At 68.8% G+C, this 25,964-nt stretch carries 27 protein-coding genes; 16 read left to right on the top strand and 11 right to left on the bottom strand.

What is annotated here, in order from left to right:
- Window positions 1-4 precede the first annotated feature (4 nt).
- The 4 genes from OG332_RS33820 to acnA form a co-directional block, all read right to left on the bottom strand.
- Window positions 5-940 carry a carbohydrate ABC transporter permease gene (locus tag OG332_RS33820; RefSeq protein ID WP_327417001.1) on the bottom strand — a complete coding sequence of 312 codons (936 nt, stop codon included), beginning with the start codon at window positions 938-940 and terminating at the stop codon, window positions 5-7.
- A 13-nt stretch (window positions 941-953) separates the two neighbouring features.
- Window positions 954-1,898, bottom strand: coding sequence for a carbohydrate ABC transporter permease (locus OG332_RS33815; RefSeq protein ID WP_319730405.1), 945 nt, complete (start codon window positions 1,896-1,898; stop codon window positions 954-956).
- Between the two features lie 20 nt (window positions 1,899-1,918).
- Window positions 1,919-3,346, bottom strand: a complete 1,428-nt coding sequence (gene ngcE, locus OG332_RS33810; protein ID WP_442816253.1) for an N-acetylglucosamine/diacetylchitobiose ABC transporter substrate-binding protein — start codon at window positions 3,344-3,346, stop codon at window positions 1,919-1,921.
- 299 nt (window positions 3,347-3,645) lie between these two features.
- Window positions 3,646-6,375: an aconitate hydratase AcnA gene (gene acnA, locus OG332_RS33805; protein ID WP_327416999.1), complete on the bottom strand. Its 2,730-nt coding sequence runs from the start codon at window positions 6,373-6,375 to the stop codon at window positions 3,646-3,648.
- A 541-nt stretch (window positions 6,376-6,916) separates the two neighbouring features.
- Between acnA and OG332_RS33800 the strand changes: the two genes are divergently transcribed.
- Complete coding sequence (locus tag OG332_RS33800; RefSeq protein WP_327416998.1) at window positions 6,917-7,093, top strand: hypothetical protein; 177 nt, start codon at window positions 6,917-6,919, stop codon at window positions 7,091-7,093.
- 79 nt (window positions 7,094-7,172) lie between these two features.
- Window positions 7,173-8,702, top strand: coding sequence for a helix-turn-helix domain-containing protein (locus OG332_RS33795; RefSeq protein ID WP_327416997.1), 1,530 nt, complete (start codon window positions 7,173-7,175; stop codon window positions 8,700-8,702).
- A gap of 887 nt (window positions 8,703-9,589) precedes the next feature.
- Here the strand turns inward: OG332_RS33795 and OG332_RS33790 are convergent.
- Window positions 9,590-10,828: an IS701 family transposase gene (locus tag OG332_RS33790; protein ID WP_327416996.1), complete on the bottom strand. Its 1,239-nt coding sequence runs from the start codon at window positions 10,826-10,828 to the stop codon at window positions 9,590-9,592.
- A 415-nt stretch (window positions 10,829-11,243) separates the two neighbouring features.
- Between OG332_RS33790 and OG332_RS33785 the strand changes: the two genes are divergently transcribed.
- Window positions 11,244-12,143: a GNAT family N-acetyltransferase gene (locus OG332_RS33785; protein ID WP_327416995.1), complete on the top strand. Its 900-nt coding sequence runs from the start codon at window positions 11,244-11,246 to the stop codon at window positions 12,141-12,143.
- A 360-nt stretch (window positions 12,144-12,503) separates the two neighbouring features.
- Window positions 12,504-12,794 carry a hypothetical protein gene (locus OG332_RS33780; RefSeq protein ID WP_327416994.1) on the top strand — a complete coding sequence of 97 codons (291 nt, stop codon included), beginning with the start codon at window positions 12,504-12,506 and terminating at the stop codon, window positions 12,792-12,794.
- Window positions 12,795-12,871: 77 nt separating this feature from the next.
- On the opposite strand, the gene OG332_RS33775 is transcribed toward OG332_RS33780, so the two are convergent.
- Genes OG332_RS33775 through OG332_RS33765 form a run of 3 tightly spaced genes read right to left on the bottom strand, consistent with a single transcriptional unit; the run spans window position 12,872 to window position 14,548 of the window.
- Window positions 12,872-13,453, bottom strand: coding sequence for an HD domain-containing protein (locus OG332_RS33775; protein ID WP_327416993.1), 582 nt, complete (start codon window positions 13,451-13,453; stop codon window positions 12,872-12,874).
- 16 nt (window positions 13,454-13,469) lie between these two features.
- On the bottom strand, window positions 13,470-13,715 hold the full coding sequence (locus OG332_RS33770) for a hypothetical protein (RefSeq protein WP_327416992.1): 246 nt from the start codon (window positions 13,713-13,715) through the stop codon (window positions 13,470-13,472).
- A complete protein-coding gene (locus OG332_RS33765) occupies window positions 13,703-14,548 on the bottom strand; it encodes a helix-turn-helix domain-containing protein (protein WP_327416991.1) in 846 nt (281 codons plus the stop codon). The genes OG332_RS33770 and OG332_RS33765 overlap by 13 nt, the downstream gene beginning before the upstream one ends.
- A gap of 208 nt (window positions 14,549-14,756) precedes the next feature.
- On the opposite strand from OG332_RS33765, the gene OG332_RS33760 reads away from it, so the two are divergent.
- The 9 genes from OG332_RS33760 (at window position 14,757) to OG332_RS33720 (ending at window position 19,850) form a co-directional block, all read left to right on the top strand.
- Window positions 14,757-14,945, top strand: a complete 189-nt coding sequence (locus tag OG332_RS33760; RefSeq protein ID WP_327416990.1) for a hypothetical protein — start codon at window positions 14,757-14,759, stop codon at window positions 14,943-14,945.
- Entirely contained in the window at window positions 14,942-15,163 is a 222-nt protein-coding gene (locus tag OG332_RS33755; RefSeq protein ID WP_327416989.1) for a hypothetical protein, read from the top strand. Before OG332_RS33760 ends, OG332_RS33755 begins: the two co-directional genes overlap by 4 nt.
- Window positions 15,164-15,594: 431 nt before the next feature.
- Entirely contained in the window at window positions 15,595-16,386 is a 792-nt protein-coding gene (locus OG332_RS33750; RefSeq protein ID WP_327416988.1) for a radical SAM protein, read from the top strand.
- Complete coding sequence (locus OG332_RS33745; RefSeq protein WP_327416987.1) at window positions 16,383-17,036, top strand: dTMP kinase; 654 nt, start codon at window positions 16,383-16,385, stop codon at window positions 17,034-17,036. The genes OG332_RS33750 and OG332_RS33745 overlap by 4 nt, the downstream gene beginning before the upstream one ends.
- Window positions 17,029-17,508 carry a hypothetical protein gene (locus tag OG332_RS33740; protein WP_327416986.1) on the top strand — a complete coding sequence of 160 codons (480 nt, stop codon included), beginning with the start codon at window positions 17,029-17,031 and terminating at the stop codon, window positions 17,506-17,508. Before OG332_RS33745 ends, OG332_RS33740 begins: the two co-directional genes overlap by 8 nt.
- A complete protein-coding gene (locus OG332_RS33735; RefSeq protein ID WP_327416985.1) occupies window positions 17,505-18,299 on the top strand; it encodes an STM4013/SEN3800 family hydrolase in 795 nt (264 codons plus the stop codon). Before OG332_RS33740 ends, OG332_RS33735 begins: the two co-directional genes overlap by 4 nt.
- A gap of 17 nt (window positions 18,300-18,316) precedes the next feature.
- Window positions 18,317-18,742, top strand: coding sequence for an NUDIX hydrolase (locus OG332_RS33730; RefSeq protein WP_327416984.1), 426 nt, complete (start codon window positions 18,317-18,319; stop codon window positions 18,740-18,742).
- Between the two features lie 3 nt (window positions 18,743-18,745).
- Window positions 18,746-19,066: a DUF6087 family protein gene (locus tag OG332_RS33725; RefSeq protein WP_327416983.1), complete on the top strand. Its 321-nt coding sequence runs from the start codon at window positions 18,746-18,748 to the stop codon at window positions 19,064-19,066.
- 1 nt (window position 19,067) lies between these two features.
- A complete protein-coding gene (locus OG332_RS33720) occupies window positions 19,068-19,850 on the top strand; it encodes an aminoglycoside phosphotransferase (RefSeq protein ID WP_327416982.1) in 783 nt (260 codons plus the stop codon).
- Window positions 19,851-20,141: 291 nt separating this feature from the next.
- Here OG332_RS33720 and OG332_RS33715 read toward each other — a convergent pair whose 3' ends face one another.
- Entirely contained in the window at window positions 20,142-21,077 is a 936-nt protein-coding gene (locus OG332_RS33715; protein ID WP_327416981.1) for a MerR family transcriptional regulator, read from the bottom strand.
- Between the two features lie 158 nt (window positions 21,078-21,235).
- Here OG332_RS33715 and OG332_RS47920 point away from each other — a divergent pair, with 158 nt between their 5' ends.
- On the top strand, window positions 21,236-22,234 hold the full coding sequence (locus tag OG332_RS47920) for an excalibur calcium-binding domain-containing protein (protein WP_442816252.1): 999 nt from the start codon (window positions 21,236-21,238) through the stop codon (window positions 22,232-22,234).
- 41 nt (window positions 22,235-22,275) lie between these two features.
- Here the strand turns inward: OG332_RS47920 and OG332_RS33705 are convergent, their stop codons facing one another.
- Together OG332_RS33705 and OG332_RS33700 are read right to left on the bottom strand one after the other, a co-directional pair.
- Window positions 22,276-23,172: an RNA polymerase sigma-70 factor gene (locus OG332_RS33705; protein ID WP_327419468.1), complete on the bottom strand. Its 897-nt coding sequence runs from the start codon at window positions 23,170-23,172 to the stop codon at window positions 22,276-22,278.
- Window positions 23,173-23,350: 178 nt separating this feature from the next.
- On the bottom strand, window positions 23,351-23,656 hold the full coding sequence (locus tag OG332_RS33700) for a putative quinol monooxygenase (RefSeq protein WP_327416980.1): 306 nt from the start codon (window positions 23,654-23,656) through the stop codon (window positions 23,351-23,353).
- 203 nt (window positions 23,657-23,859) lie between these two features.
- On the opposite strand from OG332_RS33700, the gene OG332_RS33695 reads away from it, so the two are divergent.
- Together OG332_RS33695 and OG332_RS33690 are read left to right on the top strand one after the other, a co-directional pair.
- A complete protein-coding gene (locus tag OG332_RS33695; protein WP_327416979.1) occupies window positions 23,860-25,308 on the top strand; it encodes a cytochrome P450 in 1,449 nt (482 codons plus the stop codon).
- Window positions 25,309-25,332: 24 nt separating this feature from the next.
- Window positions 25,333-25,926, top strand: a complete 594-nt coding sequence (locus OG332_RS33690; protein ID WP_327416978.1) for a hypothetical protein — start codon at window positions 25,333-25,335, stop codon at window positions 25,924-25,926.
- The last annotated feature ends 38 nt before the right edge of the window (window positions 25,927-25,964 follow it).

The raw sequence follows: 25,964 nt of genomic DNA, 5'->3' as shown, positions 1-25,964 counted from the left end.
GGCGCTACTTCAGCGTCGCCGAGGTGAGGCCCGCCTGGATCTGGCGCTGGAAGGAGAGGTAGACCACCAGCATCGGGACCATCGCGATGGTGGCGCCGGCGAACAGCACCGGCAGGTCCGTCTCGTAGCCCATCTGGTACTGGAGCTGGATGAGCCCCTGGGTGAGCATGTACCGCTCGGGGTCGGCGCTCGTCTGCGGCTGCATCAGCACGGCGGGCAGGATGTACTGGTTCCACTGGCCCAGGATGTTGAAGATCCCGACGCTGATCAGGCCGGGCTTGGCCATCGGCAGCATCACCTGGAAGAAGATCCGGGTGTCGGAGGCCCCGTCGATGACCGCCGCCTCGTGGATCGCCGTCGGCAGCGTCCGGAAGAAGGAGTGCATGAAGAAGACCGTGAAGGGCATCGAGTAGGCGACGTACACCAGGATCAGGCCCTGGTAGGTGTTCAGCATGTCGAAGCGCTTGACCATGAAGAAGAGCGGTACGAGCGCCAGGAACACGGGGAACATCGCCCCGCTGACGAAGAAGTAGTAGATGAGCCGGTTGCCCGTGAAGGGGTAGCGGGCCAGCACGTACGCGGCCATGGAGCCGAACAGCATGGTCAGCGGAACCGAGAACACCAGCACGATGAGGGTGTTGGCGAAGTAGCCTCCGATGCCCTTCGTCCAGGCCCGCCCGAAGGCGTCGAAGTGCCAGTTGGAGGGCCAGCTCAGGGCCGAGCCGCCGATCTGCGCGTCGGTCTTGAAGGCACCGAGCGCGAGCCAGATCAGGGGCAGCACGATCATTATCGCCCAGACGACGAGGAAGCCGTGCGAGAAGACGTTGAGGGCCATGCCCTCGGAGCGGCGCCCGTCCCGCTTCCCCGTCCGTCCGGCGCCGCCGGGCTGCTCCGCGGCCTTCTCGCCCGGAGCCTTGATCACTGTGGGCTGTGCGGTCATCGTGGAACTCCTCTCAGAATTCGATGCGCTCGCGGCGGGTGGCGCGCAGCGTGATGACGGAGAGGATCATGGTCAGGGCGAGCATGACCACGCCCATGGCGCAGGCGTACCCGCTCTTGCCGAAGTAGAGGAAGTTGCGCATCAGCACCGTCGACATGACCTCGCTGTGGTGGTCGGGTCCGCCGCCGAACTGGCCCGAGGTCATGGTCGACACCAGCACGAACATGTCCATCGCGGCGATGCCCAGATAGACCGCGGAGGTCTGCACAGAGTCCCACAGCAGGGGCAGCGTGACCTTGAAGAAGGTCTGGGCGCGCCCGGCGCCGTCGAGCAGCGCGGCCTCGTAGATGTCCTTGGGGACGGACTGCATGGCCGCGGAGAACAGGACGAGGTAGAAGCCGACGCCGTGCCAGACGACGACGAGGAGCAGGCACCAGAGGACGAGGTTCGGCTCGTTGAGCCATTCGACCGGGTGGTTCGCGTCGATCAGGCCGAGCCCGGTCAGGAAGCCGTTGAGCAGGCCGCCCTCGTCACTGCGGTAGATCGCGCCGAAGAGCACGGAGAGGATGGCGAGGGAGAGGACCTGCGGGAAGAAGTAGACGACCTTGTAGAAGCGCGATCCGCCGACTCCCTGCACTCCGCCGGCTCCGCCGCGCCCGCCCGCGTTCACCATGAAGGCGAAGAAGAGGGCGAGCAGGATGGTCACGAGCGGGACGAACACCAGGAGCAGCAGGTTGTGCCAGAGCGCGCCGCGGAAGACCTCGTCCTTCAGCAGGGCCGCGTAGTTGTCCGTGCCGACGAAGTCGAACGTCGGTGACTGCCCGGTCCAGTTGGTGAAGGAGTAGCCGAACGTCTGCACGTACGGCCAGATGACGAAGGTCAGGTACAGCGCGAGGGGCGCGAAGAGGAAGCCGGCGATGAAGCCGTACTTGCCCCTCCCTTGGGCTACATGGCTCATGGTGTCCGTCCCTGCGGTGGTCAGCTGCGCTTGTTGTTCTTGGCGTTCGGGTCCTGGGCCGCCTTGTTCACCGCGGCCTGGGCCCGCTTGATCCACTCCTTGGGCTGGATCCGCTGCGCCATGAGCTCATTGGACGCGTTCTGGATCTCCGTGTCCATCTCGCTGTACCAGTCGGGGTAGCGGTAGCTGAAGGTGTTGCCGCCCGCGGCCTTGAGCGCCTCGACCGCCGACTGGGTGCCCGGCCGCAGCTTGACTCCCGGATCCACGCCGTCCTTGACCACCGTGAGCGAGTTCGCCTGCTGGGCGAAGATCGTCGACCATTCGCGGGACAGCATCGAACGGAGGAACTCCAGGCCCGCGGCCTTGTTGGCGGCCTTCTCCGGGACGATGAACGGCTCGTCGACGCCGGCCCGGATGGCCTCGAGGGGCATCTTGCTGTCGGCGAGCAGGGGCACCGGCAGGAACTTCATGTCGAAGTCCTCCGGGGTCTGCTTGAGCTGCTCGTTCTCCAGCCAGGAGCCGGAGGGGATGAAGGCCGCCTTGTACTGGTTCCAGGCCGTCTGGGACTCCGTGTGGGTGAGGCCGTTGGTGCCCGGCATCAGCAGGCCCTTCTCGACCACCTCGTAGACCGCCTCGACCGCGGCGAGAGCGGCCGCGTTGCCCTCGAAGGCGTTCGGCGCGAGGTTGTCGATCGCCTTCACCGCGTCCAGACCACCCTTCTTGGCGATCAGGTCCATGATGACGACGTTGATGTAGTACGGGTACTTGCCCTGGTGGGCGAGACCGCCGATGCCCGCCTCCTTGGCCTTGGTGCAGACGGCGAGGAACTCGTCCCAGGTCTTGGGCGCCGTCCAGCCCTTCTCCTTGAAGAGCTTGCCCGAGTACCAGAAGCCGGACACGGCGTACACGTACTTCAGGACGACGTACTTGCCGCCCAGCATGCCCTGTTCGACGGCCCCGTCCACGAGGGTGTCGCGCACCTTCTTGCTCGGGTCGTCGAGCGAGGGCGCGTCGAGCACGGCGTTGAGGTCGGCGAGCTGGCCGCCCTTGCCGAGCACGTCCAGCGGGATCTTCTGGGCGCCGGAGTCGTCGACGACGTCCGGCGGGTTCCCGCCGTTGAAGCGGGGCTGCAGCTTGGCGGTGATCTCCTGGGTGCCCAGGTGGGAGCTGGTGGTGCCCCACTTCTTGTCGAAGGCGGCCTCCCAGGCCTTCGCGTAGTCGTCGCCGAACCCGCCCTTGAAGACGACGACGTCCAGCTTGCCGCCCTTCGCGACGCCGAAGGGGTTCTCCTTGGTCACCGGCGCCTTGGCCGGACCCTTCGTGGAGTTCTCCCCACCGCCGGAGGCGCAGGCGGACAGGAAGCTCATCGTCGGCACCGTGATCAGTCCGAGTGCTGCGGAGCGCTTGATCAGGTCGCGGCGTCCGAGGCCCTCACCAGTGGATCCCATGCTCATGTCCTCGCCTTCGTCAGAAGTGTGAAGGAGGCCGGAGATTCACGGTGGTCGCCGTGCATGCGGACATCACCACAGGTCCCCGCCCGTCCCCCGGCCCGGAGCCACTCGTCTCGCGGTGATCCGGACGGGCACAGGTATAGTCCACTTCCGCTCGTGTGAGCAAGATCATGCACACTTATGGCCACCAGTTTTTCCGAGTTGAGACCTGTCCGTCACATGGACACGCCGCCGGACGAACGGAAGGGCCGTACCCCCTGGACGGGGATACGGCCCTTTGGCGCCTATGCCGTGGCTCAGCCGCGGATGAGGTTCCGGAGCACGTACTGCATGATGCCGCCGTTGCGGTAGTAGTCCGCCTCACCCGGCGTGTCGATGCGGACGACCGCGTCGAACTCCACACCGGTGTCGGTGGTCACCTTGACGGTGCGCGGGGTGGTGCCGTTGTTCAGCTCCTCCACACCGGTGAAGGAGAAGGTCTCCTCGCCGGTGAGGCCCAGGGAGGCGGCGGTGGCGCCCTCGGGGAACTGCAGGGGCAGGACGCCCATGCCGATCAGGTTGGAGCGGTGGATGCGCTCGTAGGACTCGGCGATGACGGCCTTGACGCCGAGCAGCGCGGTGCCCTTGGCCGCCCAGTCGCGGGAGGAGCCGGAGCCGTACTCCTTGCCCGCCAGGATGACCAGCGGGACGCCGGCGGCCTGGTAGTTCTGCGAGGCGTCGTAGATGAACGAGACCGGTGCGCCCTCGACGGTGAAGTCGCGGGTGAAGCCGCCCTCGGTGCCCGGCGCGATCTGGTTGCGCAGGCGGATGTTGGCGAACGTACCGCGGATCATGACCTCGTGGTTGCCGCGGCGGGAACCGTACGAGTTGAAGTCGCGGCGCTCGACGCCGTGCTCGGTGAGGTACTTGCCGGCCGGGGTGTCGGCCTTGATCGCACCGGCCGGGGAGATGTGGTCGGTGGTGACCGAGTCGCCCAGCTTCGCCAGCACGCGCGCGCCGGCGATGTCGGAGACCGGGGTGGTCTCCATCGTCATGCCCTCGAAGTAAGGGGGCTTGCGGACGTAGGTGGACTGCGGGTCCCACTCGAACGTGTTGCCGGTCGGGATCGACAGCGCCTGCCACTGGGCGTCGCCCGCGAAGACGTCCTGGTAGGACTTGCTGAACATGTCCTCGCCGATGGCGTTCGCCACGACGTCGTTGACCTCGGCCTCGGACGGCCAGATGTCCTGCAGGAAGACCGGCTTGCCCTCGGTGTCGGTGCCGATGGCGTCCTTGGTGATGTCCACCTTCATGGAGCCCGCGATGGCGTACGCGACGACCAGCGGCGGGGAGGCCAGGTAGTTCATCTTGACGTCGGGGTTGATCCGGCCCTCGAAGTTGCGGTTGCCGGAGAGCACCGAGGTGACCGCGAGGTCGTGCTCGTTGATCGCCTTCGAGATCTCCTCGTCCAGCGGACCGGAGTTGCCGATGCAGGTGGTGCAGCCGTACCCGACGAGGTTGAAGCCCATCTTGTCGAGGTACGGGGTCAGGCCGGCCTTGTCGAAGTAGTCGGTGACGACCTTCGAACCCGGGGCGAGGGTGGTCTTGACCCACGGCTTGCGGGACAGGCCCTTCTCGACCGCCTTCTTGGCCACGAGCGCCGCGGCGACCATGACGTAGGGGTTCGAGGTGTTGGTGCAGGAGGTGATCGCGGCGACCGTGACGGCGCCGTGGTCGATCTCGAAGGACGTACCGTCCGCGAGGGTGACCAGGGTCGGGCGGGTCGGCACGCCGTCGGTGGTGGCCGGGGAGTCGGAGGCCGGGAAGGACTCCTTGCCCGCCTCGTCGTCCTCCGCGACGTAGTTGCGTACGTCCTGGGCGAACTGCTGGGAGGCGTTCGCGAGGACGATGCGGTCCTGCGGGCGCTTCGGGCCGGCGATGGAGGGGACGACCGTGGAGAGGTCGAGCTCCAGCTTCTCGGAGAAGTCAGGCTCGGCGGCCGGGTCGAGCCACAGGCCCTGCTCCTTGGCGTACGCCTCGACGAGCGCGACCTGCTGGGCGTCGCGGCCGGTCAGGCGCAGGTACTTCAGCGTCTCGTCGTCGATCGGGAAGATCGCGGCGGTGGAGCCGAACTCCGGCGACATGTTGCCGATGGTGGCGCGGTTCGCGAGGGAGGTGGCGGAGACGCCCTCACCGTAGAACTCGACGAACTTGCCGACGACACCGTGCTTGCGCAGCATCTCGGTGATGGTCAGCACCAGGTCGGTGGCGGTGGTGCCGGTCGGCAGCTCGCCGGTCAGCTTGAAGCCGACGACGCGCGGGATCAGCATGGAGACCGGCTGGCCGAGCATCGCGGCCTCGGCCTCGATGCCGCCGACGCCCCAGCCCAGCACGCCCAGGCCGTTGACCATGGTGGTGTGCGAGTCGGTGCCGACGAGGGTGTCGGGGTACGCCTGGCCGCCCCGCACCATGACGGTGCGGGCCAGGTGCTCGATGTTGACCTGGTGGACGATGCCGGTGCCCGGCGGGACGACCTTGAAGTCGTCGAAGGCGGTCTGGCCCCAGCGCAGGAACTGGTAGCGCTCCTTGTTGCGGCCGTACTCCAGCTCGACGTTCTGCGCGAAGGCGTCCTTCGTGCCGAACTTGTCGGCGATGACCGAGTGGTCGATGACCATCTCGGCGGGCGAGAGCGGGTTGATCTTCGCCGGGTCGCCGCCGAGGGCCTTCACGGCCTCACGCATGGTGGCGAGGTCCACGACGCAGGGAACGCCGGTGAAGTCCTGCATGATCACGCGAGCCGGCGTGAACTGGATCTCCTCGCTGGGCTGGGCCTGCGAGTCCCAGTTGCCGAGCGACCGGATGTGGTCGGCGGTGATGTTCGCGCCGTCCTCGGTACGGAGCAGGTTCTCCAGCAGGACCTTCAGGCTGTAGGGAAGGCGGGCGGAGCCCTCGACCTTGTCCAGCTTGAAGATCTCGTACGACTCGTCGCCCACCTGCAGCGTGCTGCGGGCGTCGAAGCTGTTCGCCGACACGACAGTCTCCTTCATGCATGAATTCGCGCGTATAACCGCATCCTGCCGCCACGCCCCTTGGCCAATCCGCTAAGGTAGGGCTAAGTTAGGTAACCCTTACCAGCGGGGGCGGCTGTGGTACGCCTTCGGCAGATATCTCGATGTCGAGATAACTCTAGTACATGTCCGGGTCCGGGGACGAGGCGCGCACCCCGGGGAAGCCCTGTCCGGTCGGCCGACCGGATGCTTCCGCACGCTCCGCCCCGGCCCCTGCGACCGGCGCCGACGCCCGGTTTCCCCTTGTTCCCGTCCGGCCGCCAGGCCGTGACGATGATCACGGAGCGTTCCGGCGCGGTCGGCCCATTCGGCCCCACAGGGCTCGCCCCCGGCCGAGCTCCCCTTGCACACCCTTCGCGGCGGCCCCCGCCGCCCCTGTCCCGCGACTCCCGGACCACGCCGCCGGCGGTCGCGCTCACCGCGGAGGGGGAGACCCTCGCCTTCACCACGGAGGGGGAGGCCCTCGCCGGCGAGGCGGCCGCCCCGCACGAAGTCCCCGCCCGCGCAGAGCCGGGGTCCATTGGCGGAGGAGAAGGAGGAGGAGGAGGCGGCCGGGGAGCAACTCCTCGGCGCGGCCCGGGAGGAGCTCCCGGCCCCGCCGTCCGCGCAGGAGCGGCAGCGGCTCACCCGTCCGCCCGGCCGGACCGTCCCGCATCACACGTACGGGGACCCCACCATGGGACCTGGCGGTCAATAACCCACAAAACGCCCATCCGACACACCCATCTGGCATACCCGGAGCGGGACTCATCTCATATCTGAGATAACGTGCCCCCATGGCAGACGACTACCTCGCACGCATCGGCAAGCTCATCCGTGACGCCCGTCAGCACCGGGGCTGGACACAGAGTCAGCTCGCTGACGCACTCGGCACCAGCCAGAGTGCCGTGAACCGGATCGAGCGCGGCAATCAGAACATCAGCCTTGAGATGATCGCCCGAATCGGCGAAGCGCTCGACAGCGAGATCGTCTCCCTGGGCTACGCCGGCCCGATGCACCTGCGCGTGGTCGGCGGCCGCCGGCTGTCGGGCGCCATCGACGTCAAGACGAGCAAGAACGCGTGCGTCGCCCTGCTCTGCGGCTCGCTGCTCAACAAGGGCCGTACGGTGCTGAGGCGGGTGGCCCGCATCGAGGAGGTCTACCGCCTCCTGGAGGTCCTGAACTCCATCGGCGTCCGCACCCGCTGGATCAACGACGGCGTGGACCTGGAGCTGATCCCGCCGGCCCGCCTCGACCTGGAGGCCATGGACGCGGACGCGGCGCGCCGGACCCGGAGCATCATCATGTTCCTGGGCCCCCTGCTGCACCGGATGGACCACTTCCGCCTGCCCTACGCGGGCGGTTGCGACCTCGGCACCCGCACCATCGAGCCGCACATGATCGCCCTGCGCCGCTTCGGCCTGGACATCACCGCGACCGAGGGCATCTACCACGCGAAGGTGGAGGCCGGGGTCTCCCCCGACCGCCCGATCGTGCTGACCGAGCGCGGGGACACGGTCACCGAGAACGCGCTGCTGGCCGCCGCCCGGCACGACGGCGTCACCGTCATCCGCAACGCCTCCTCCAACTACATGGTCCAGGACCTGTGTTTCTTCCTGGAGGAGCTGGGCGTCAAGGTCGAGGGCGTCGGCACCACCACGCTCACGGTCCACGGCGTTCCGAACATCGACGTGGACGTGGACTACTCCCCCTCCGAGGACCCGGTCGAGGCGATGAGCCTGCTCGCCGCGGCGGTCGTCACGGAGTCGGAACTGACCATCCGCCGGGTGCCGATCGAGTTCATGGAGATCGAGCTCGCGGTGCTGGAGGAGATGGGCCTCGACCACGACCGCTCGGCGGAGTACGTCGCGGACAACGGCCGCACCCGCCTGGTGGACCTCACCGTCCGCCCGTCCAAGCTCGAAGCCCCGATCGACAAGATCCACCCGATGCCGTTCCCCGGGCTGAACATCGACAACGTCCCGTTCTTCGCGGCCATCGCCGCCGTCGCCCAGGGCCAGACCCTGATCCACGACTGGGTGTACGACAACCGGGCCATCTACCTGACCGACCTCAACCGCCTCGGCGGCCGCCTCCAACTCCTGGACCCCCACCGCGTGCTGGTGGAGGGCCCCACCCGCTGGCGCGCGGCGGAAATGATGTGCCCGCCGGCCCTGCGCCCGGCGGTGGTCGTCCTCCTCGCGATGATGGCCGCGGAGGGCACCTCGGTCCTGCGCAACGTCTACGTGATCAACCGCGGCTACGAGGAACTGGCCGAACGCCTCAACTCGGTGGGCGCCCAGATCGAAATCTTCCGCGACATCTGAGGATCTGGGTAAATCGGTAAAATTCGGACCTAGCCTGATGCTCAATCAATCCCCGGCCTGACCTGCGAAAATACCCCTTCACAGCTTCCGGTACCTTCCCGTCGTTTCCGACGCCTTGCGCAGCGGATGTACAGCCTGGGAATCGAACACTGAAATACCGTCAGCTCGACCTGAGCCCCCGTCACTCCTCACGGAGAGTGGCGGGGGCTTTCTATTTTGCCCGTAAATGTCCCGACCAGAGCTTGGATTGGGTCCGCTGACGATTCGTCGGCCACTACGCACGGTGCTGCTACGGTGGCGCTCACGGTCGAACATGACGCCCCCGCGAGGGGCTTACGTGCAACCGCACGGCGCTGTGCTGTCTACCCGGCCGGCGTCGCCGGCACAAAAGAATCCGTGCGGCCAAAAAAGAAGAGAGGCCCGGTCTGCCCCCGAAACGGGGCGTGTACCCCGGCACGGGGTGCAGACCAAACCTAACGAGCATAACAAGAAGCGGTTCGAAAAGTCACGGAACCTGTTCTACGTTGCATGCTCGCGCGCTCAAGAACATCTCGTCCTCCTGTTTACAACTGAGCTTTCCAGCGGTGCCCTTGAGACACTCAACACGTGGGTGGGTGGTGCGAATATCGTGAATGTTCAATATTCGCCAGAAGGAACCCCCATCAACTCATCCTGAGGTATTTTTTCGTGGCTAAAGTCACGTGGAATCGCGGCAGGTGCGGTGAGCGTGGACACGGGCTCGTGTTGGTGTACGGAAGCCACGGTGCTGGTGCAGCTACGGCAGGCCCGCTCAGCAGCAGATGGGGCTCAGCGTCGGAGGGTGACCGCTTGGCAGGCATGCATCCCCGCCGGCTGCCTCCTAGTACTCCAGCTGTAGATCGTGATCTTCATGTCTGGGATGCGGCTTGTCGCTGGTAATGGCTGGTGCGTGATCGCTTTTGATGGCGGCGTCGCCAGTCGGACCAACCGAGCCGGTGGGCCGCATCGCGGAGAGGCCGGATGGCGAGGGTGATGAACAAGCGCTGGATCTCGTTGCAGGACAGCGGGACCAAGTCGTCAGAGGTGGACTGTCGGGCGTGTTCGTTCGCACGGACCACCGCGAGGAAGGCGTGGGCGGGCATCGCAAGGGTGACCCAGCGGATCCAGGAGGGGTAGAGGCGGACCTGGTGCTCATCGAGGCCGGCCAGCCCTTTCTCGCTCTGGAAGGTCTCCTCGACCCGCCATCTCGATCCCGCGACCCGCACCGTAGTCGTCAGCGGCACCGGATCCGGCGCGTAGCAGCGGTAGTAGGCGAGTTCGCCGCTGGTGCGGTTGCGGCGGATCAGCAGCTGGCGGTGACCCGGGCAGGGATCGGCCAGGTCGATGACCGCCCAGTCGTAGAACCGCTGTCCCTTCGCGCCGCGTCCGGCCGAGAGCTTCTGCCAGGCCCGCTTCGGCACCTTCCGGGCCAGGGCATCGGCGCGGAACGTGCCCGCACCGGTGGTCACTTCGGCCGAGCAGGCCACCGCGAGGACATAGCCCATGCGGCGTTCCTCCAGGGCGGATCGCAGTTTCGGGTTGTCGCCATAGACCTCGTCACCGGTGACCCAGTCCACGCGGTGTCCGGCATCCATGAACCGTTCGATCATCGTGCGGGCCAGCTCCGGCTTGGTCGCGAAGACGGTTTCCTCGCCGAGCCCTGCCGCCCGGCAGCGGTCCGGGTCGCCTGTCCAGGAGCGCGGGACGTACAGCTCCCGGTCCACCGCCGCGTGTACCCGGGCGCCGGCGTAGACGAGGTAGACGGCGACCTGGGAGTTCTCGATCCGTCCCGCGGTGCCTGTGTACTGGCGTTGGACCCCGACGGTGTGGGTGCCCTTCTTCACGTCGCCGGTCTCGTCGACGACCAGCACCGCTGCATCGTCGTGGAGGTGCTCGACGACGTATTCGCGGACGTCGTCGCGAACGGCATCGGCGTTCCAGGACGCCCGGCACAGCAGGTGCTGCATGCCGTGCGGGGTTGCCTCGCCGGCCCACTCCGCGATCGTCCAGCAGTTCTTGCGCGGCAGGTCCGACAGCAGGCCCAGCACCAACCGCCCGGCCCGTAGGCGAGGTTCATAGCGGGCGAACCGGCCCGCGATGCGCCCCATGGCCACCTCAAACGCCTCCCGCCAACGTGCGGGATTTATGCTGTGACCAGTGGCCACCGTCTCGTCGTCAGTCCACACACCCACGATGATCAACGGCTGCCGCATCTGTTCCCGTAACGGCCCCACCAGCAAGATCACAATCCACACAGCTGGAGCACTACAGTCCGCTTACGGACCCGCGGGCCTTTGAGAGCGCTCTGCATCGTCCCGCGAACCCCTCCTTCAAGGGGCGCGGAAATCCGTGGACGGACCCGCGGAAGATCACGTACTGTGTGGCTTCACGCCCTGAGATGGACGGAAGGAGGCGAGTGCCGTGCAGTTCACACCTTTCCAGCGCTCCCTCTTCCGCTATCCCGGCGTAGTTCGTCAGTTCTGACCGGGAGCGCTCCAAGCAGCCTGTATCCCGGAGGAATCCATGACCGATACGGTCATCCGCGCGCTCTCCGCGAGCGACGCACATCTTTTCGACGCACACCCCGACCCCCTCGGCGCCGGTGAAGGCCACCGGCGTACCCGGTTCCGCCCCGACTGGAAGCGCGTCGCCCTGCGCGACGGCGAGGTCGTCGCACGCGGCGCGTGGTGGGGCGGCCCCGACGACTCGGAGCCCGTCAACATCAACTGGTTCGACGTGGCCGAGGGCGAGGAGGAGGCCGGGGCCGAACTCCTGCGCTCCGCTCCCTGGCAGGTCGAACTCGAGATCAACCTGCCCGGCGGCTGGCGGGAAAAGACCTACCTGCGCGCCGGAGCCGAGGCGCGCTTCGCCGCCGCACGAGCCGCAGGGTACGAACTCCTGGTGGAACGCTTCCTGTACCGCTGGACCCCCGAGCGAGGTCTGCCCGAGCGGCCCGGACGCCTGCGCTTCAGCGCGGAACCCGACGACACCGTGTTCTTCGACGCGTTGCGCCGCATCCACTCCGCCACCCTGGACGCCCACGCGCTCAGGGCCATCGAGGAGGGCGGCCTCGACCAGGCCGCCCAGGAGGAACTCGACTTCTTCCACTGGTGCCCCTCCCCACGGGAATGGTGGCAGATCGCACACACGCCGGAGGGCGACCTGGCCGGCATCCACATCCCGGCCCACAACCCCTCCGGCCCGACGATCGGCTTCATCGGAGTCGTCCCGGAACAGCGCGGTCGCGGCTACGCCTACGACCTCCTCGCGGAGTGCACCCACCTCCTCGTCGAGCAGGGCGCGGAGTTCGTCAGCGGAGCGACGGACCAGGCCAACTTCCCCATGGCCGCGAACTTCGCCAAGGCTGGCTTCCCCGTCATCCGTGAACGCATCAACTTCCACCCGGCGGGCCAAGCGGCCTAGCGAGGAGTAGCACGCGGTGAGCGGTCCGGTCCGAGGGCAGGTCCGGACCGCTTGCTGGTGCCCGGCGGCATGCCGGCCGACAGTGAACGTGCAGGATCTACGCTGTGGAGTGGCCACCGTCTCGTCGTCAGTCCACACCGACGATGATCAACGGCGGCCGCGCCCGTTCCCTTACAGGCCCCACCAGCAAGATCACGATCTACAGCTGGAGTACTAGCCTGCACAGGCGCCAGGCCCAGAGACCATCCCCAGCCAGCCTTGTGCCGCCTGGGCCGTCCGAGACCGGCCCGGGGGACCACCAACGACCATCGACCACCGCTCCCTTGCTGTTCAGGAGCCGCAGCAGGTCTGTCATCTCAGGTGACAGTGCCGCGATGTAAGTTCCGCGACAAGGTAGCCAAGGGACATTCCGGCCGCCGACTGTGCCCACCTGCACGAGAACGGGCGGATGTCGACGCGGCGGATGACGGCCTGCGCGTTCCAGGTTTCGCCTGTCGTGTCGGACCGGACTACCGGGAAGGAGGTGTTCGTCACGGCAAAAACGGTCGGGTTCGTAAAGCCGCATCCTGGATGGGTCGGTTTTTTGAGCAGTTCGAACGCTGGCTCAGCGGAAAGACGCCGCTGGAGATCAAGGTCGGCAAGAAGGATTGACGGCAGAGGCATTCCTGCATCGCGAAGCCCCCGCCCCCGGAATAGTCCCGGCCGGCAGGAGCTTCGCTGTTTCTCGGCTACTGCCCCAGGAAGGTCTTCCGCCACTCCAGCGGCGACATCGTCAGAGCGGCTTCGGCGAGGGCCTGCGCCGACGCCGTCTTGAGGCTGTTCAAGGAGGTGTCGATCCAGTCCTGTACCAGGCTGTAACCCTGGGCTCGGTACTCCACCGCCTGCACCAGACACTCCAGCTTGTCCGCGTCCTTCGCCACGATCGCCTCGGGGGTGTCGCCGCTCTCGTACTCGCCCACCACCCGCTGCACTCCGGCCTTGACCGCCGGGTGCGCGGCGGAGACCTGATCGGCGGTGACGGTCTCGTTCGAGGCCGCGTCGATGTACCGGCGTCCGATGTGCGGGATGTCCCCGATCCTGGTCTCTTGGGTGTCGTGGAAGAGGCACATCAAGGCCACCTTGGCGGGGTCCACGCCCTCCATCATGGCCAGGACGGCGCCGACGATCCCGACCCGGAACGAGTGCTCCGCGATCGACTCGGGATTGTTGTTCCCGGTGAACCACCAGCCGGTCCGCTTGGCGTTCTTGAGAACGCCCATCTCGAAGAGGAATCCGGCCGTGCCCTGGGCGTTCGCCGTCTCGTCTGCCATGTGGTGACCTCCGGTTTCAGGTGCGATCACGTAAAACGTAGTTCACGGTGGAGAGTTCGCGACGGGATCTTTCGGAGATGCCGCCCCCGTCCAGCAGGCGCTCGGTACGCTCCGCCAGGTCCCGCACCAGGAGGCCCGACGCCTGCGGCAGCCAAGGGTGGGCAGTCAGCAGGGCCCACATCGTGTGCGCATACAGGTCCACGTACCCCGGGGCGTGGTGCAGGCCGTACGTCAGCCTGCGCAGCAGCGTTACCGGGTCCATCCGGTGAGCTGTCGGTCCCGCATGAACAGGTCGTCGGACTGCGGCAGCGTGGTCCCGCCCAGCCAATAAGCCCAGTAATTCAAGTTCGCGGCCTCGCCGGCGTCGTCGTCCACCATCGCCCGCTCGATGAAGTCCAGGAGCGGCACCGGATCCCCGAGCCTGGCGAGGGCAGTGGCCGTCGAACGTGCCTCCGCCCACTGCGGTGTCCACCCCCTCCGGGCGAGCAGACCGCGCCGGGCATGGAGGGCCTGCGCCGTCCACGCCACCGCCTCCGGGCTCTTGTCGTACGAGGTCAGGTAAAGGGCCTGGCGGTGCAGGAGCACCCCCTGCGGGTCGGTTTTGGGTGCCGCCTCCGCCGTGGTCCGCAGCTGCTCGAAGAACGCGGCCCGGTCCTGTGCGGGAAGGAGCGGAGAGGCTGCTGCCGGTCCCCTGCGGCGCGGGGAGGGGATCCCGGCAAGGGACGGCGGCCGGATCCCCGTAAGCGCCCAGGCGAGCATGTGCGCGGTGTCCCGGGTGTGCACCCACTCGGCCAACGGGTGCGGCCCATCTGTGCCGGTGAGGGTGGCGCTGATGATTCGATCCGCGTCCATCGCCGCGTCCAGCATCCCCACGACCGACGCGTCCGCACCGAGCCCGGCCAGCCGCCGCCGAAGCCCCAACAGATCCACCGCCCGCATGTTTACCACCGGCCGCCGGCCCGACTCCCACCCCTGCACGGTGGCCAAGTCCACGCCCAGGGCCTCGGCCATCCCCGCCTGAGTGAGCGGGACCGACTCCCGCGCAGTGCGCAGCACAAAGCCCACGATCGTGCCGGTCGTTGGTCTCGTGGCCATCGCGCGCTCCCCGGTGCGGCCCCTGCCGTAACACGTACCCGCAGTCAGTCCTACCGCACGCAGCGCGACCGTAGGTTCATCTCGCGGGAACGACCAGGCCCAGTACCCGGGACCGAGGTTGACGCCGTCCCCCGGCAGCGGAGTGGAGACGTCCCTCCCCCGACTCCCTGGCCCCCGCTGTGTCCCCTTCCAGACCGAGGAGTGCGCCATGCCCCAGCAGCCCCCGCCTCGCCGCCCGCTCGCCCGTCAGCTCCAGGACCAGCCCGAATACGCCCCCTGGGACGCCAGCCCCGACCCCAGCCCCGGCCTCCGCGCCCGTGCTGAGTCGGGCCTGGAGCGATTCCTGCGGAGCGTCAACCAGGACCCGGAGCAGCACGACGGGGACAAGGACGAGTGAGCGCGGCGGCCCACTTCGAGCACGGATCAGACCCCCGCATCGGCAAACAGGTCCGCGACATCGCGAGCGGTACCGAGGGTGAGCTGATTGCCATCGTCTCCGAGGACATCCCCAACTTCGAGGGTGCCTCCATGACCGTGCGGCTCGCGTACATCCGCCCGGCCGGAGGGGGCTGGGAGCTGTCCACCGCCCCGACGAACCTCGAACTCCTCCGGTGAGTCCCCTCTTGCGCGGCTGGCGCCAACGGCTGGCCGCGCTGGTCTACGTCGTCTTGGTCGGTGCCCTGGTCGTCGCACTCGCCGTGGCCGGCAGCACCAGCAGATAAACAACAGGCTCCCCGCCCAGCCCCGGTCTCGCGGTACGCGGGGGCCCACGCATCTGCACCACTCGAACCGAACGAGAGGCTCACGCATATGACCGTCACGCTCCAGCCGCCCGCTGCACCGCGTTCCGTCGACTGGACCGCCTTCCGCAACTTCGCGGCCCTGGGCGGCCAGGGTCGGATCTCCCTGACGCCGCGCTGTAACGTCGCTTGCTGGTTCTGCCACAACGAGGCCGACGTCCCTCCGCCGCTGACTCGCATGGACCGCACCCAGCAGCCGCGCCTGCGCCACTACGGGGCCACGGGTTCCTCACGCTCATCAACGCCATGATGGACGCAGGTCTCCAGCGGATCTTCTTCACCGGGGGCGAACCGCTGAACTCCCCCCTGGCCCGCGAGGTACTGACCGGCCTCCGCCCGAGCGGCCCCGACGGCTCGTACACGCTGATCACCAACGGCACCCGCGTCCGCACCCACCAGTCCTGGCTCGCGAAAACGCCGCTCGGCAAAATCAAGGTGTCGCTGCACTACTTCTCCGACGAGACCTTCAAGGCCATCGCCGGGACGCGCATCGGCATTGATTGCGTCCTCGACGGCATCGAAGCCGCCCGTGAAATGTTCAAGCACGTCGAACTGAACTGCCTCCTCCAGAAGGAGAACGCACACGAGGTCCGCGACATCCTCACCTTCGCCCTCAACCGCCGCATGCCCGTCCAGTTCATCGAGCTGGTGGGCACCGACTTCAACGAGGCTCGTGCCAAGTCAGCCGTCCCGGCCGACGACATCATCAGCCACCTACGCACGCTCACCAGCAGCGAGCGAATCGAGATCGTCGGCGTCGGCCAGGGCCGCCGCATCTTCGACATCGACGGGGTGGACGTCGAAGTCATCCACCGCAACCTCGGCCGCCACCATGTCGGCCAGTGCGGCAGTTGCCCGATCCGACCCAAGTGCGTCGAAGGGTTCTGGGCCCTGCGCGCCGACCACGCTGGCGGAGTCCAGCCATGCCTCCTCCGCGACGACTTGCGCATGGACGTCAAGCACCTCTTGGACGACCCGGCCCGCCTCGCCGAGGCCATCGCCGGACACGTCACGGCCTTCACCGAGAGGACCCTGTGAACCAGACCATCGCCCTGCCCACGACCTTCGCCCCCGTCCCCGTCCCCGTCCCCGTCCCCGTCCCCTACGACGAGAACCGGGACGCCCCCTTCATCGCCCTGGAAAGCGTCTCCGGCGTCGGGAAATCGACCCTGACCGCCGAACTCGCCCACCGGTGGGGCGGCACCGGCATTCACACCCTGGCCCCGCCACACTCCGGCTGGTCGCGGGAAGCCGACCGCATGAAGCCCCTGCCGCACCTCGCCTTCTACCTCTCCGACCGCATCCGTCAGTCCCTGGCCATCGGGCCCGTGATCGCGGACCGCTATGCCTCATCGATCACCGCCTGCCAGGCCGCCGTCCACGGCGCCGACATCGCCGAAGTGGACCGCCTGATCGCCCCGTTCCGGCCCTACCTCGTCGTCCCCGACCACACCTTCTACCTGCGGTGCTCGGAGGAGACCCTGCGGGAGCGGATGGCCGTCAAGGGCGACACCAAGCAGGACGACGCCGATCTCTTCGCCATCCCCGGCCGCCTCAAGCAGCTCACCGCCAACTTCGAGGCGGTAGCCAACGACGACCCCACCGCAATCGTGCTGGACACCGACGGCCTGACCCCGGACGACCTCGCCAACCTGATCACCGCCCATCTGGAGAGCCACCGTGCTTAACCCGATCGACACGGACAAGGTCATTCGCGACGGCGGCGCCACCGGACGTTTTCCCAGCGAAATCCATCCCAGCGTCGCCTGGTGGATGGCGGCTTGCTTCGTCATGACCACCCGCACGGACCGGCTCGTCGCCGCTTACGACGGCAACCCCGCCTCCGCCCAATTCTTCGATCGCATGTGCATCGGCGCCATCAACGTGCAGCACTATGCGTGTCTCGTCCTTGACCGAGGGGTGGCCAACGAAGACGGACTCCTGGTCACTATGAAGGACATGGACCGCGCCCCCGGCATGCGCGTCAGCTCGGAGCAGGACACCCTCACCATCACCCTGTACGACCGCGACGGCGCGCCACTGACCGAACACACCGGCCTCCACGTCATCCGCCGCATGATCGCCGAGGACCGCGTGCCCATCCCCGTCAACGCGGGCTGCAAGGGGCGCATCCAGAACTACAAGGAGGCGGCCCGGTGATCAACGCTGCCGAGGTCATCGAGTCCGGCACAAGCATCCTTTTCGTCACCCTCGACTCCCTGCGCTACGACGTGGCGAGGGCCACCACGCACGCCGGAAAGACCCCCCACCTTGCCAAGCTCCTTCCCGGCGGCCAGTGGGAGGAGCGCCGGACCCCGGGCACCTTCACCCTGCCCGCACACATGGCGTTCTTCTCCGGCTTCCTGCCCAAGCTCCCGCAGCCCGAGCAGCCCCCGCGCCTGTGGGAGTGCCGCCCGCCCGCGTTCAAGACCGTCAACCCCAGAACGTTCGTCTTCGACGCCCCGAGCCTCCTCACCGGCCTTGTCCAGCACGGATATCGCACGGTGTGCGTCGGCGGGGTCACCTACTTCTCCCGGGAAACCCCGCTCGGCTCCGTCCTGCCGGACCTGTTCGACGAAGACCACTGGCGGCCGGAGTTCTGCTCCCCCGAACCCGACTCCACCCGCCACCAAGTCGATGAAGCCCTCGGCCTTGCCCGCCAGTACGAGAACCGGCGGCTGTTCCTGTTCGTCAACATCTCAGCGACCCACGTCCCCCACGGCCACTACCTCGGGCAGAGCACCGACACCTGGGCGTCCCAGAGCGCGGCCCTCGCCTACGCGGACGAACACCTCGGCCGCCTGATCGCCGGCCTCACCAGCAAGAAGCGCTGGCTCGTCATCGCCTGCACGGACCACGGCGACGCCTTCGGGGAGGACGGGTATTACGGGCGCGGAATCGTCCACCCCACGGTGACCACCGTGCCGTTCGCCTGCACGGTGGTCAGGTAGCGTCCTACGCTCGACCTATGACCGACACACAGCCTGAGCGGGATGCCTCCGTCGTCGTCGCCCGCGACGTCCACGGCCTGGTCGCGATCCTGACCGCCCGCTTTCCCCGCCACGGCGACGACTACCTGTTCCTGCCCGGCGGTCGGCGAGAGGACGGGGAGACCTCCGAGGAATGCGCCCGGCGGGAGCTGCTGGAGGAGGCCGGTATCGCCGCCTCCTCCTGGCGCCCCCTCGGCTCCTACGCGATCACCGCCCGCTCGACGGCCCGCATCCACCTCTTCGAGGCCACGGGCCTGACGCTCGGCCCTCAGCAGCTCGCCGACGACGAAGAGGACTTCAAGCTCACCTGGTGGCCGATGCAGGAGGCGATCGCTGCTGCGACCGAAGGCAGGTTCCTCCTCCAGGGTGGCCCGCTCGCCCTGTTCCTCGCCGACCGCGCCTGACCTATGGACGAGGAACCCCTGGACCGGTGGGCCGCGCGCCGCCAAGGCCGCCTGCGCAAGCCCGGCGAGAAAAGGGCGATCACCCTCGGTGCCGGCCCGCAGCGCGGCGCCCACCTCGACCCCGACGCCCCGCGCCTGATCCTCGAATGGGACGGGTTCGCCTGGCAGGCGGTGGCAACGGTGGAGGATTACGCGGCAGCTTGCCGGGCACTCAGCCCGACCTCCGAAGCTGCGCCCGCCGACCAGCCCGAAACGACCCGTCCCATCACCAGACGTAACCCCCTGGCCCCGGGAACGGGACGGCACCGGAAGCCCCGGCCCTGACATGCCGATCCCGCGCCTCGCCGAGATCCCCGCCGACGTCCTAGCGCTGATCGAGACCCAAACCGGCACCGTCCTCACCTACGAGACGGTCGGGGGTGGCCTGAACAGTGAGATCGCCGCCCGCGTCCACAGCGCTAACACCACGGTCTTCGTCAAGGGCCTGCGCAGCGACCACCGACGCGTCTGGACCCAGCAGCGCGAGGCCGACATCAACCCAAGCGTCCGGCACCTCGCCCCCGCCGTCCTGTGGCACGTCCAGGAGTCCGGCTGGGACCTGCTCGGGTTCGAGGACATCGACGGCCCCCACGCGGACTACGCCCCCGGCTCACCCGATCTCCCGCTCGTCGCCGACGCGATGGCCCGGCTCTCCTCCATCACCGCGCCCGACGTCGTCATGCGGTCGATGCCGGACAGGGTGAAGGCCCACACCGATTTCCCCGAGCTGTTCGCCGGCACGACCTTGCTGCACTCGGATTGGTTCCCCAGCAACGTCCTCGTTGCCGGGGGCCGCGCCGTCCTTGTCGACTGGGCATGGGCCTCACGCGGGGCCGCGTGGATCGACCCGGCCCTCTGGGTGGTCTGGCTCATCAAGAGCGGCCACACCCTCGAGGAGGCCGAGCAGTGGGCCACCAAGGTCCCGGCCTGGAACAACGCCCCGCCCGCCGCCGTCACCGCGTTCGCCAAGGCCACCGTCAGCGTGTGGGCGGAGATCGCCGAGGGCGAGAAGGACGAGTGGGTGCTGGACATGCTCCAGGCCGCCCGCACCTGGCACGACAGCCGCTGACCTCACATCTGTGCCCCGCCCCCAGCATGATCGGGGAGCGGGGCACAATGGCGTCCAGGCCGGGGCCGTGATTACCCTCCAAGGCGCCCGACCGAAGGCTCTCCCCCCAGGGGTCAGACGGGGATGGGGCGGAGCAAGGGCGTCCCCGTCTCCAGATACAGAGTCACGCTCTTCGGAGCGAGCGCCTCCCGTCCTCCCGGCCCGCCTGAGGGCCGTCGCCGGCGTCTCCGCCCCCGCGGAAGACCCCGCCGACGGCCCTCCGCGCTTCTGCAGGCCATCTCTTGGACTCGTTCAAGGGCGGTGGTTGCGCAGGGCCTGGACGAGCCAGGGGTACACCGGGATCAGGTTCGGCACCACCTGCCAGCCGTTGACGATCCACACCAGCCGCCAGTACCGGTCCACCCGGTGATCGTGTGCTTCTTCGAACTGCTGGGCCATCCAGTCCCGGAACTCCGTGTCAGGTGTGCGCGCGAAGACCTCGGCGAAGCGGTGCACGAGGTCGTCGACGACGGGCGCGCCCCTGTCGCTCAGCGGGTCGATGCCCGACTCCACGGCCTCGGCCACCTTCTGGCGGGTGAACTCCATCAGTTCCTCGCCGGCCTCGCCCTCGATGCCGAGCGCGCGCCCGCTGGCCCGGCACCTGGTCGTCCGGCGCATCCGGGCCCGGAAGTCCTCGTCGCCGACCAGCTCGGCGAGCTCCACCCACGCGGCGACCTGCTCGCCGGACGGATCATCGGGGAGGTCGGGGGTGGCAGCGCGAACCATGGCCACCGCGGCCGGGTCCGCATCCACTGTGCCGAAGGTGCCCTCCACGAAACCGTCGATCAACCGTCGGCGTTCCTCGCCGGACAACTGCGTGAGCCTGTGCATGAGCTTGGTCTCCTCGGGACTGGACCCGCCCCTGGCCACGGCGCGCAGAACGCTCCGCCGCAGCTGCAGCGCCCGGATCTGGACGTCCGTGGCGTCGGCGTGCGCCGCGGCGACGTCCGCCACCGAGAGCTCGCGGTCCAGCGCCCGTTGAACCGTGGCCAGGTCCATGCCCAGCTCGCGCAGCGTGCGGAGGAGTTCCAGCCGAAGCAGTGCGTCGAGGTCGTAGAGCCGATAGCCGGCGGGACTTCGGGTGGTCGGCGCCACCACCCCCGAATCGGAGTAGAACCGGATGGTCCTCACGGGCAGGCCCGTCAGCCGGGAAAGCTCCCCGATCGAGTAGAGGGTCGTGGCGTCCATGTCCCCCACTCTGCCGTCTCCAGTCACTGGAGACTCAAGGCCGTTCGCCAGCCGGACCCCGACCAAGACGCCTTCGACTCATCTCACGTACCGACCGGTACAAGTTTCAATCTTCTATACGCTCGCCGGGCCCACACGTACCGCCAGAAGGACGCCACGTGACATACCCACCGCCGTACCCGCACCCGCAAGCGCCCGTACGGCGCTGGTGGCAGCACCCGGCACTGATCATTTCCCTACTGGTCGTCATACCGCCGGCCGGCATAGCCCTCGCCTGGCTGAGTCCGTGGAGCCAGGTGAAGAAGGTCGTCGCAACGGTGGTGGCGGGCCTCTGGTTCCTCACGCCGTTCCTGGGCGATCCGCCGAAGCAGACCGAGACGGACGCGAAGCCGAAGGCTGCCGCGCTCCAGAGCCCGGCGCCCGCGCCGACTCCGAGCCCGGCCGGGCCGGCCAGCTACGTCGGCCAGAACCTCAAGCAGGCGAAGACCGCCGCCTACGCCGCCGGGTACGAGTCGATCTCCCACGACGCCGGCCCGGACGATGCCGGTCAGCTGGACGAGGACAACTGGAAGATCTGCTTCCAGAGCGCGGCGGCGGAGCCTGCCGGAAAAGCCACGCTCGACTTCGGCGTGGTGCGCAACGAGTGGCCTTGCCCAGCGAAGGACGGCGAGCCGATTCCGTATCCGAAGATGCCGAAGGTGGTCGGCCTCGCCTTCTCCAAGGCGTCCGAGACCCTCAAGCCGATCGGGCTCAAGGCGATCGAACCGCAGAGCGCCTACACCGACGTCGCCCTCCCGGCCGTCGTGGACGACTGGACCGTCTGCTTCCAAGACCCAGCCGAGGGCAAGGAAATCCCGTATCCGAAGACGTCGAGCGCCCGCCTCAAGGTCGTCGCGCCCGCCACGGCCTGCCCGGCGGCGGCGGGCGGCAAGCTGCACCCTGATCCGGCGACGACCCCTCCGCGTCCGCCGAGCGGCGATGACGACTCCGGCTCCTCCTCAGCCGGATCGTCCACCGGCGGTGGCGGTGGCGGTGGCAGCGTGTACTACAAGAACTGCACGGCTGTTCGTGCAGCGGGAGCCGATCCGATCCGCCGAAACGACCCGGGATACGGGCGCCACCTCGACCGGGACGGCGACGGAGTGGCCTGTGAGTAGGCCGGGGGTGACAGGCCGGCAGATGCCGGCCCGTGCCGTGTTCATCGCAGGGTGAGCGGGGTCTCGGAGGCGACGCGGGTGAGTTTCTCCGGGTTGCGGACGTAGTAGAGGCCGGTGATGCGGCCGGCTTCCACGCGGGCCGTGATGATGCCGTCGATCTCGCCGTTCACCCGTACGAAGAGTGCCGGGTTGCCGTTGGCCACGGTGGGGTCAGCGGTGACCGTGCTCCGGTGCTTGCCGACGCCGCCCAGGATGAAGCGGGTCACCTTGTCTGCGCCGGTGATCGGGCGCACCGCGGCCTGCTTGATGCCGCCGCCGTCGCTCATCAGGACGACCTCGGGGGCGAGGACGTCGAGGAGGCCCTGCAGGTCGCCGGTTTCGAGCGCGCGCTGGAACGACTCCAGGGCCGCCCGGGTCCTGCTCGCGGAGACCGTCTCGCGTGGGCGGCGGGCGTCCACGTGCCGGCGGGCGCGGTGCGCGATCTGGCGGACGGCCGCAGGGCTCTTGTCGACGGCGGCCGCGATCTCGTCGTAGCCGACGTCGAAGACCTCGCGCAGCACGAAGACGGCGCGCTCGGTCGGCGACAGCGTTTCGAGGACGAGCATGAGCGCCATCGACACGCTCTCGGCGAGCTCGGCGTCCTCGGCCACGTCCGGCGCGGTGAGCAGTGGCTCGGGCAGCCAGGGGCCTACGTACGACTCCTTGCGGCGCGTCATCGTGCGCAGCCGGTTGAGCGACTGCCGGGTCGTGATGCGGACCAGGTACGCACGCTGGTCGCGCACCTCCTGCATGTCCGTCCCGATCCACCGCAGCCAGGTCTCCTGGAGGACGTCCTCGGCGTCGGCCGCCGATCCGAGCATCTCGTAGGCGACGGTGAAGAGCAGGTTGCGGTAGGCGACGAAGGTCTCGGTCGCCGCGTCGGTGGCCTGGTCGCTCATGTCCCGATCCCTCTCGTTCGCGGCCCGCCCCGGTTCCACGGCAAGGTCCGCCTCCGTGTTCCCGGTCATGGCGTGCCTCCTCCTCCGCTTCGTGGGGTTCGCCCTCAAGACACCGCGTGAGTGGTCGTTGTGACGCGCCGTGAGGCAGATCACTCCGCGGGGGCGCGTCCGGCTCCGGCTACAGGGCGCCCTGTGCGGCTCCGGCCGGGCGGGGCTGGAGGATCGTGACGTCGGCGGGCCGGTCGCGCAGGGCGTTCAGCTCCGGCCCGAGCTTCGCCATGACCTCGCCGCTCGCGTGTGCGTCGAGGTCGGCCTGGCTGGCCCACTTCTCGATGATCACGATCGAGGTCCCGTCGGTGTGCAGTGCGTAGAGCTCGCAGCCGGGCTCGGCGTGGACGGCTTCGATGTGGCGGGCGTACGTGGCCAGCGCTTCCTCCAGCAGCCCGGGCTTGGGGTGGACCACGGCGGTGACGACGACGGACATCGGGAACTCCTTCAACGAGACGGGCGTCGGCCGGCGTTGGCCAGGGTAGGTGATGTCCCGTCACGCGTGGTTTCTTGATCGCTCCGTGGACCGCCCGACGTAGTGGAGGCGCGTCGGCATTCGGACGGACGGGGCGTGGATCCTGGTCGGACGTGCCGGGCGACTGGCAGAATCCGGCCTCCGGTACGGGGGAGGGAGCGGGCATGGCAGGTGGAACGGACGCAGGGGCCGGTGCGGGGGCGGAGGTTCCCGGGCTCATCGGGATTCCGCTGCTCGGGTCGCTCTTCGACCTGAAGTCGGACTCCCTCGGCACCTATCTGCGGGCGCAGCACCGGCACGGCGACCTCGTACGGGTCACGGCCGGCCCGCCCGGGATGCGAGCCGAGCTGTACTGCGTCTTCTCGCCCGAGGGCGCCCAGCAGGTGCTCGCCTCCGACGCGGCCAACTTCCGCAAGGACAACGCCTTCTACCAGGAGGTCCGGGACTCCTTCGGCAACGGTCTGCTGACCAGTCAGGACGAGGACTACCTGCGCCAGCGCCGGCTGGTCCAGCCGCTCTTCACCCGGCGCCGGGTGGACGGCTACGCCGGGGCCGTCGCAGCCGAGACCGTATCGGTCATCGCCGCCTGGGAGGAGGCCCTGGACGGCGTCGTCGACGTCTCCGACGAGATGACGCACCTCGCCCTGCGCGCCGTCGCCCGGATCCTCTTCGGCACCGACGTCGAGGCCACCGCCGAAGTCGTGGCCCGGTGCTTCCCGGTCATCACGGACTACGTGCTGCGCCGCGGCTACTCCCCCGCCAACGTCCCGCGGCACTGGCCCACCCCGGGCAACAGGCGTGCGGCCGCCGCGATGGACGAGCTCTACGGGGTGTGCGACAAGATCATCGCCGAGCGGCGCGGGGCCGGTGCGGACACTGTCGGTACGGACTCTGTCGGTACGGACACCGGCGGTACGGACACCGGCGGCCAGGGCAGCACCGGCGAGGACCTGCTGACGCTGCTGGCCGCCGCCAGGAGTTCGGACGACGGGGAGTTCGACGCCTCCGAGCTGCGCGACCAGGTACTGATCTTCCTGCTCGCCGGGCACGAGACGACCGCCACCTCCCTCTGCTTCGCCCTGCACCTGCTCGCCCGCCATCCCGAGGAGCAGAACCGGGCCCGCGAGGAGATCTCCCGCGTCCTGGGCGACCGTACGCCCGAGGCCGCCGACATGGACCGGCTCCCGTACCTCACCCGGGTGCTCAAGGAGGCCATGCGGCTGTACCCCGCCGCGCCGGTCATCGGCCGCAAGGCCGTCGCCGACACCCGGATCGGGGAGCACACCGTCCCCGCGGGCGCGGACGTGATCCTGGCGCCCTGGGTGACGCACCGCCACCCGGAGCACTGGCCGGACCCGGACCGCTTCGACCCCGAACGCTTCACCCCGGAGGCGGAGGCGGCGCGGCCGCGCTACGCGTGGTTCCCCTTCGGCGGCGGCCCGCGCGCCTGCATCGGGCAGCACTTCTCGATGCTGGAGTCGGTGGTCGCGCTGGCGATGATCCTGCGGGCGTACGAGTTCGAGGCCGTGGACACCGAGATCCCGGTCGGGGCCGGGATCACCCTGCGGACGGACGGCCCGGCGCGCTGCCGGGTCCGTCGCGTGGACGGGTAGCCGCCGCCCGGCCATCATGGCCGGATGGACGAGGAGATTCCGGGCAGCTTGTCCCCGTACGCACGGCGCCCGCCTCGCGCGATGCTGCCCGGCTCGCCCGCCCCGGAGCCGTTGCTCCGCCGGATCGGCGGCTTCTTCCCCTTCCGGTTCCTGAGCGCGCTGCCCGACGACCTGGCCGATGCGGTGGCCGCGCTGCTGGACCCGTTCGAACGGGTCGCCCGCCTGATCGGGCGGCTCTTCCACGGCCCGGCGCTGCGGGGCGGCTGGGCGGGCGAGGCGGGCCGGTTCGCCCTGGCCCTGCACGCCTTCCACTGGACGCGCTGGCAGGCCGGGACCGACGGGCCGCACGCCATGTTCACCGCGCGCCCCGGCCGCCCGGGGGACGCGCGGGGCCCGGGAACCGTCACCGCCCGGCCGCCGTGGGGCCGCGGCGACCCGGCCCGCGCGGCGTACACCGCGGCCGGCGCCCTGCGCCGCGTCCCCCGGCTCCGCCGCCGGCCGGCCCGGGTGGACCTGGCCTTCGCGGACGGCTCCTGGCTGGCCCTGCGGATGAACACCCGGGCCGACGCCGCCCGGCTGCGCGCCGCGCTCGCGCAGACACCGGACACCGGATATTGAGGTGCGACCGGTCAGAACGGGCCATAAGGTCGATGCCC

Origin of the sequence: Streptomyces sp. NBC_01233 (genome assembly GCF_035989305.1) — a bacterium.
GTDB lineage: Bacteria > Actinomycetota > Actinomycetes > Streptomycetales > Streptomycetaceae > Streptomyces.
This window is presented reverse-complemented; position numbering and strand designations above follow the sequence as displayed.

Bases quoted from the DNA above. Each gene is read 5' to 3' on its own strand.
- OG332_RS33770 (WP_327416992.1), bottom strand. From the start codon at position 13,715: ATGGACCCGGTAACGCTGCTGCGCAGGCTGACGTACGGCCTGCACCAC.
- OG332_RS33785 (WP_327416995.1), top strand. From the start codon at position 11,244: ATGACCGATACGGTCATCCGCGCGCTCTCCGCGAGCGACGCACATCTT.
- OG332_RS33730 (WP_327416984.1), top strand. From the start codon at position 18,317: ATGACCGACACACAGCCTGAGCGGGATGCCTCCGTCGTCGTCGCCCGC.
- OG332_RS33795 (WP_327416997.1), top strand. From the start codon at position 7,173: ATGGCAGACGACTACCTCGCACGCATCGGCAAGCTCATCCGTGACGCC.
- OG332_RS33750 (WP_327416988.1), top strand. From the start codon at position 15,595: ATGATGGACGCAGGTCTCCAGCGGATCTTCTTCACCGGGGGCGAACCG.
- OG332_RS33705 (WP_327419468.1), bottom strand. From the start codon at position 23,172: ATGAGCGACCAGGCCACCGACGCGGCGACCGAGACCTTCGTCGCCTAC.
- OG332_RS33765 (WP_327416991.1), bottom strand. From the start codon at position 14,548: ATGGCCACGAGACCAACGACCGGCACGATCGTGGGCTTTGTGCTGCGC.
- OG332_RS33760 (WP_327416990.1), top strand. From the start codon at position 14,757: ATGCCCCAGCAGCCCCCGCCTCGCCGCCCGCTCGCCCGTCAGCTCCAG.
- OG332_RS33815 (WP_319730405.1), bottom strand. From the start codon at position 1,898: ATGAGCCATGTAGCCCAAGGGAGGGGCAAGTACGGCTTCATCGCCGGC.
- OG332_RS33725 (WP_327416983.1), top strand. From the start codon at position 18,746: ATGGACGAGGAACCCCTGGACCGGTGGGCCGCGCGCCGCCAAGGCCGC.
- OG332_RS33820 (WP_327417001.1), bottom strand. From the start codon at position 940: ATGACCGCACAGCCCACAGTGATCAAGGCTCCGGGCGAGAAGGCCGCG.
- OG332_RS33695 (WP_327416979.1), top strand. From the start codon at position 23,860: ATGGCAGGTGGAACGGACGCAGGGGCCGGTGCGGGGGCGGAGGTTCCC.
- OG332_RS33720 (WP_327416982.1), top strand. From the start codon at position 19,068: ATGCCGATCCCGCGCCTCGCCGAGATCCCCGCCGACGTCCTAGCGCTG.
- ngcE (WP_442816253.1), bottom strand. From the start codon at position 3,346: ATGGGATCCACTGGTGAGGGCCTCGGACGCCGCGACCTGATCAAGCGC.
- OG332_RS33715 (WP_327416981.1), bottom strand. From the start codon at position 21,077: ATGGACGCCACGACCCTCTACTCGATCGGGGAGCTTTCCCGGCTGACG.
- OG332_RS33700 (WP_327416980.1), bottom strand. From the start codon at position 23,656: ATGTCCGTCGTCGTCACCGCCGTGGTCCACCCCAAGCCCGGGCTGCTG.
- OG332_RS33775 (WP_327416993.1), bottom strand. From the start codon at position 13,453: ATGGCAGACGAGACGGCGAACGCCCAGGGCACGGCCGGATTCCTCTTC.
- OG332_RS33790 (WP_327416996.1), bottom strand. From the start codon at position 10,828: ATGGGGCGCATCGCGGGCCGGTTCGCCCGCTATGAACCTCGCCTACGG.
- acnA (WP_327416999.1), bottom strand. From the start codon at position 6,375: ATGAAGGAGACTGTCGTGTCGGCGAACAGCTTCGACGCCCGCAGCACG.
- OG332_RS33690 (WP_327416978.1), top strand. From the start codon at position 25,333: ATGGACGAGGAGATTCCGGGCAGCTTGTCCCCGTACGCACGGCGCCCG.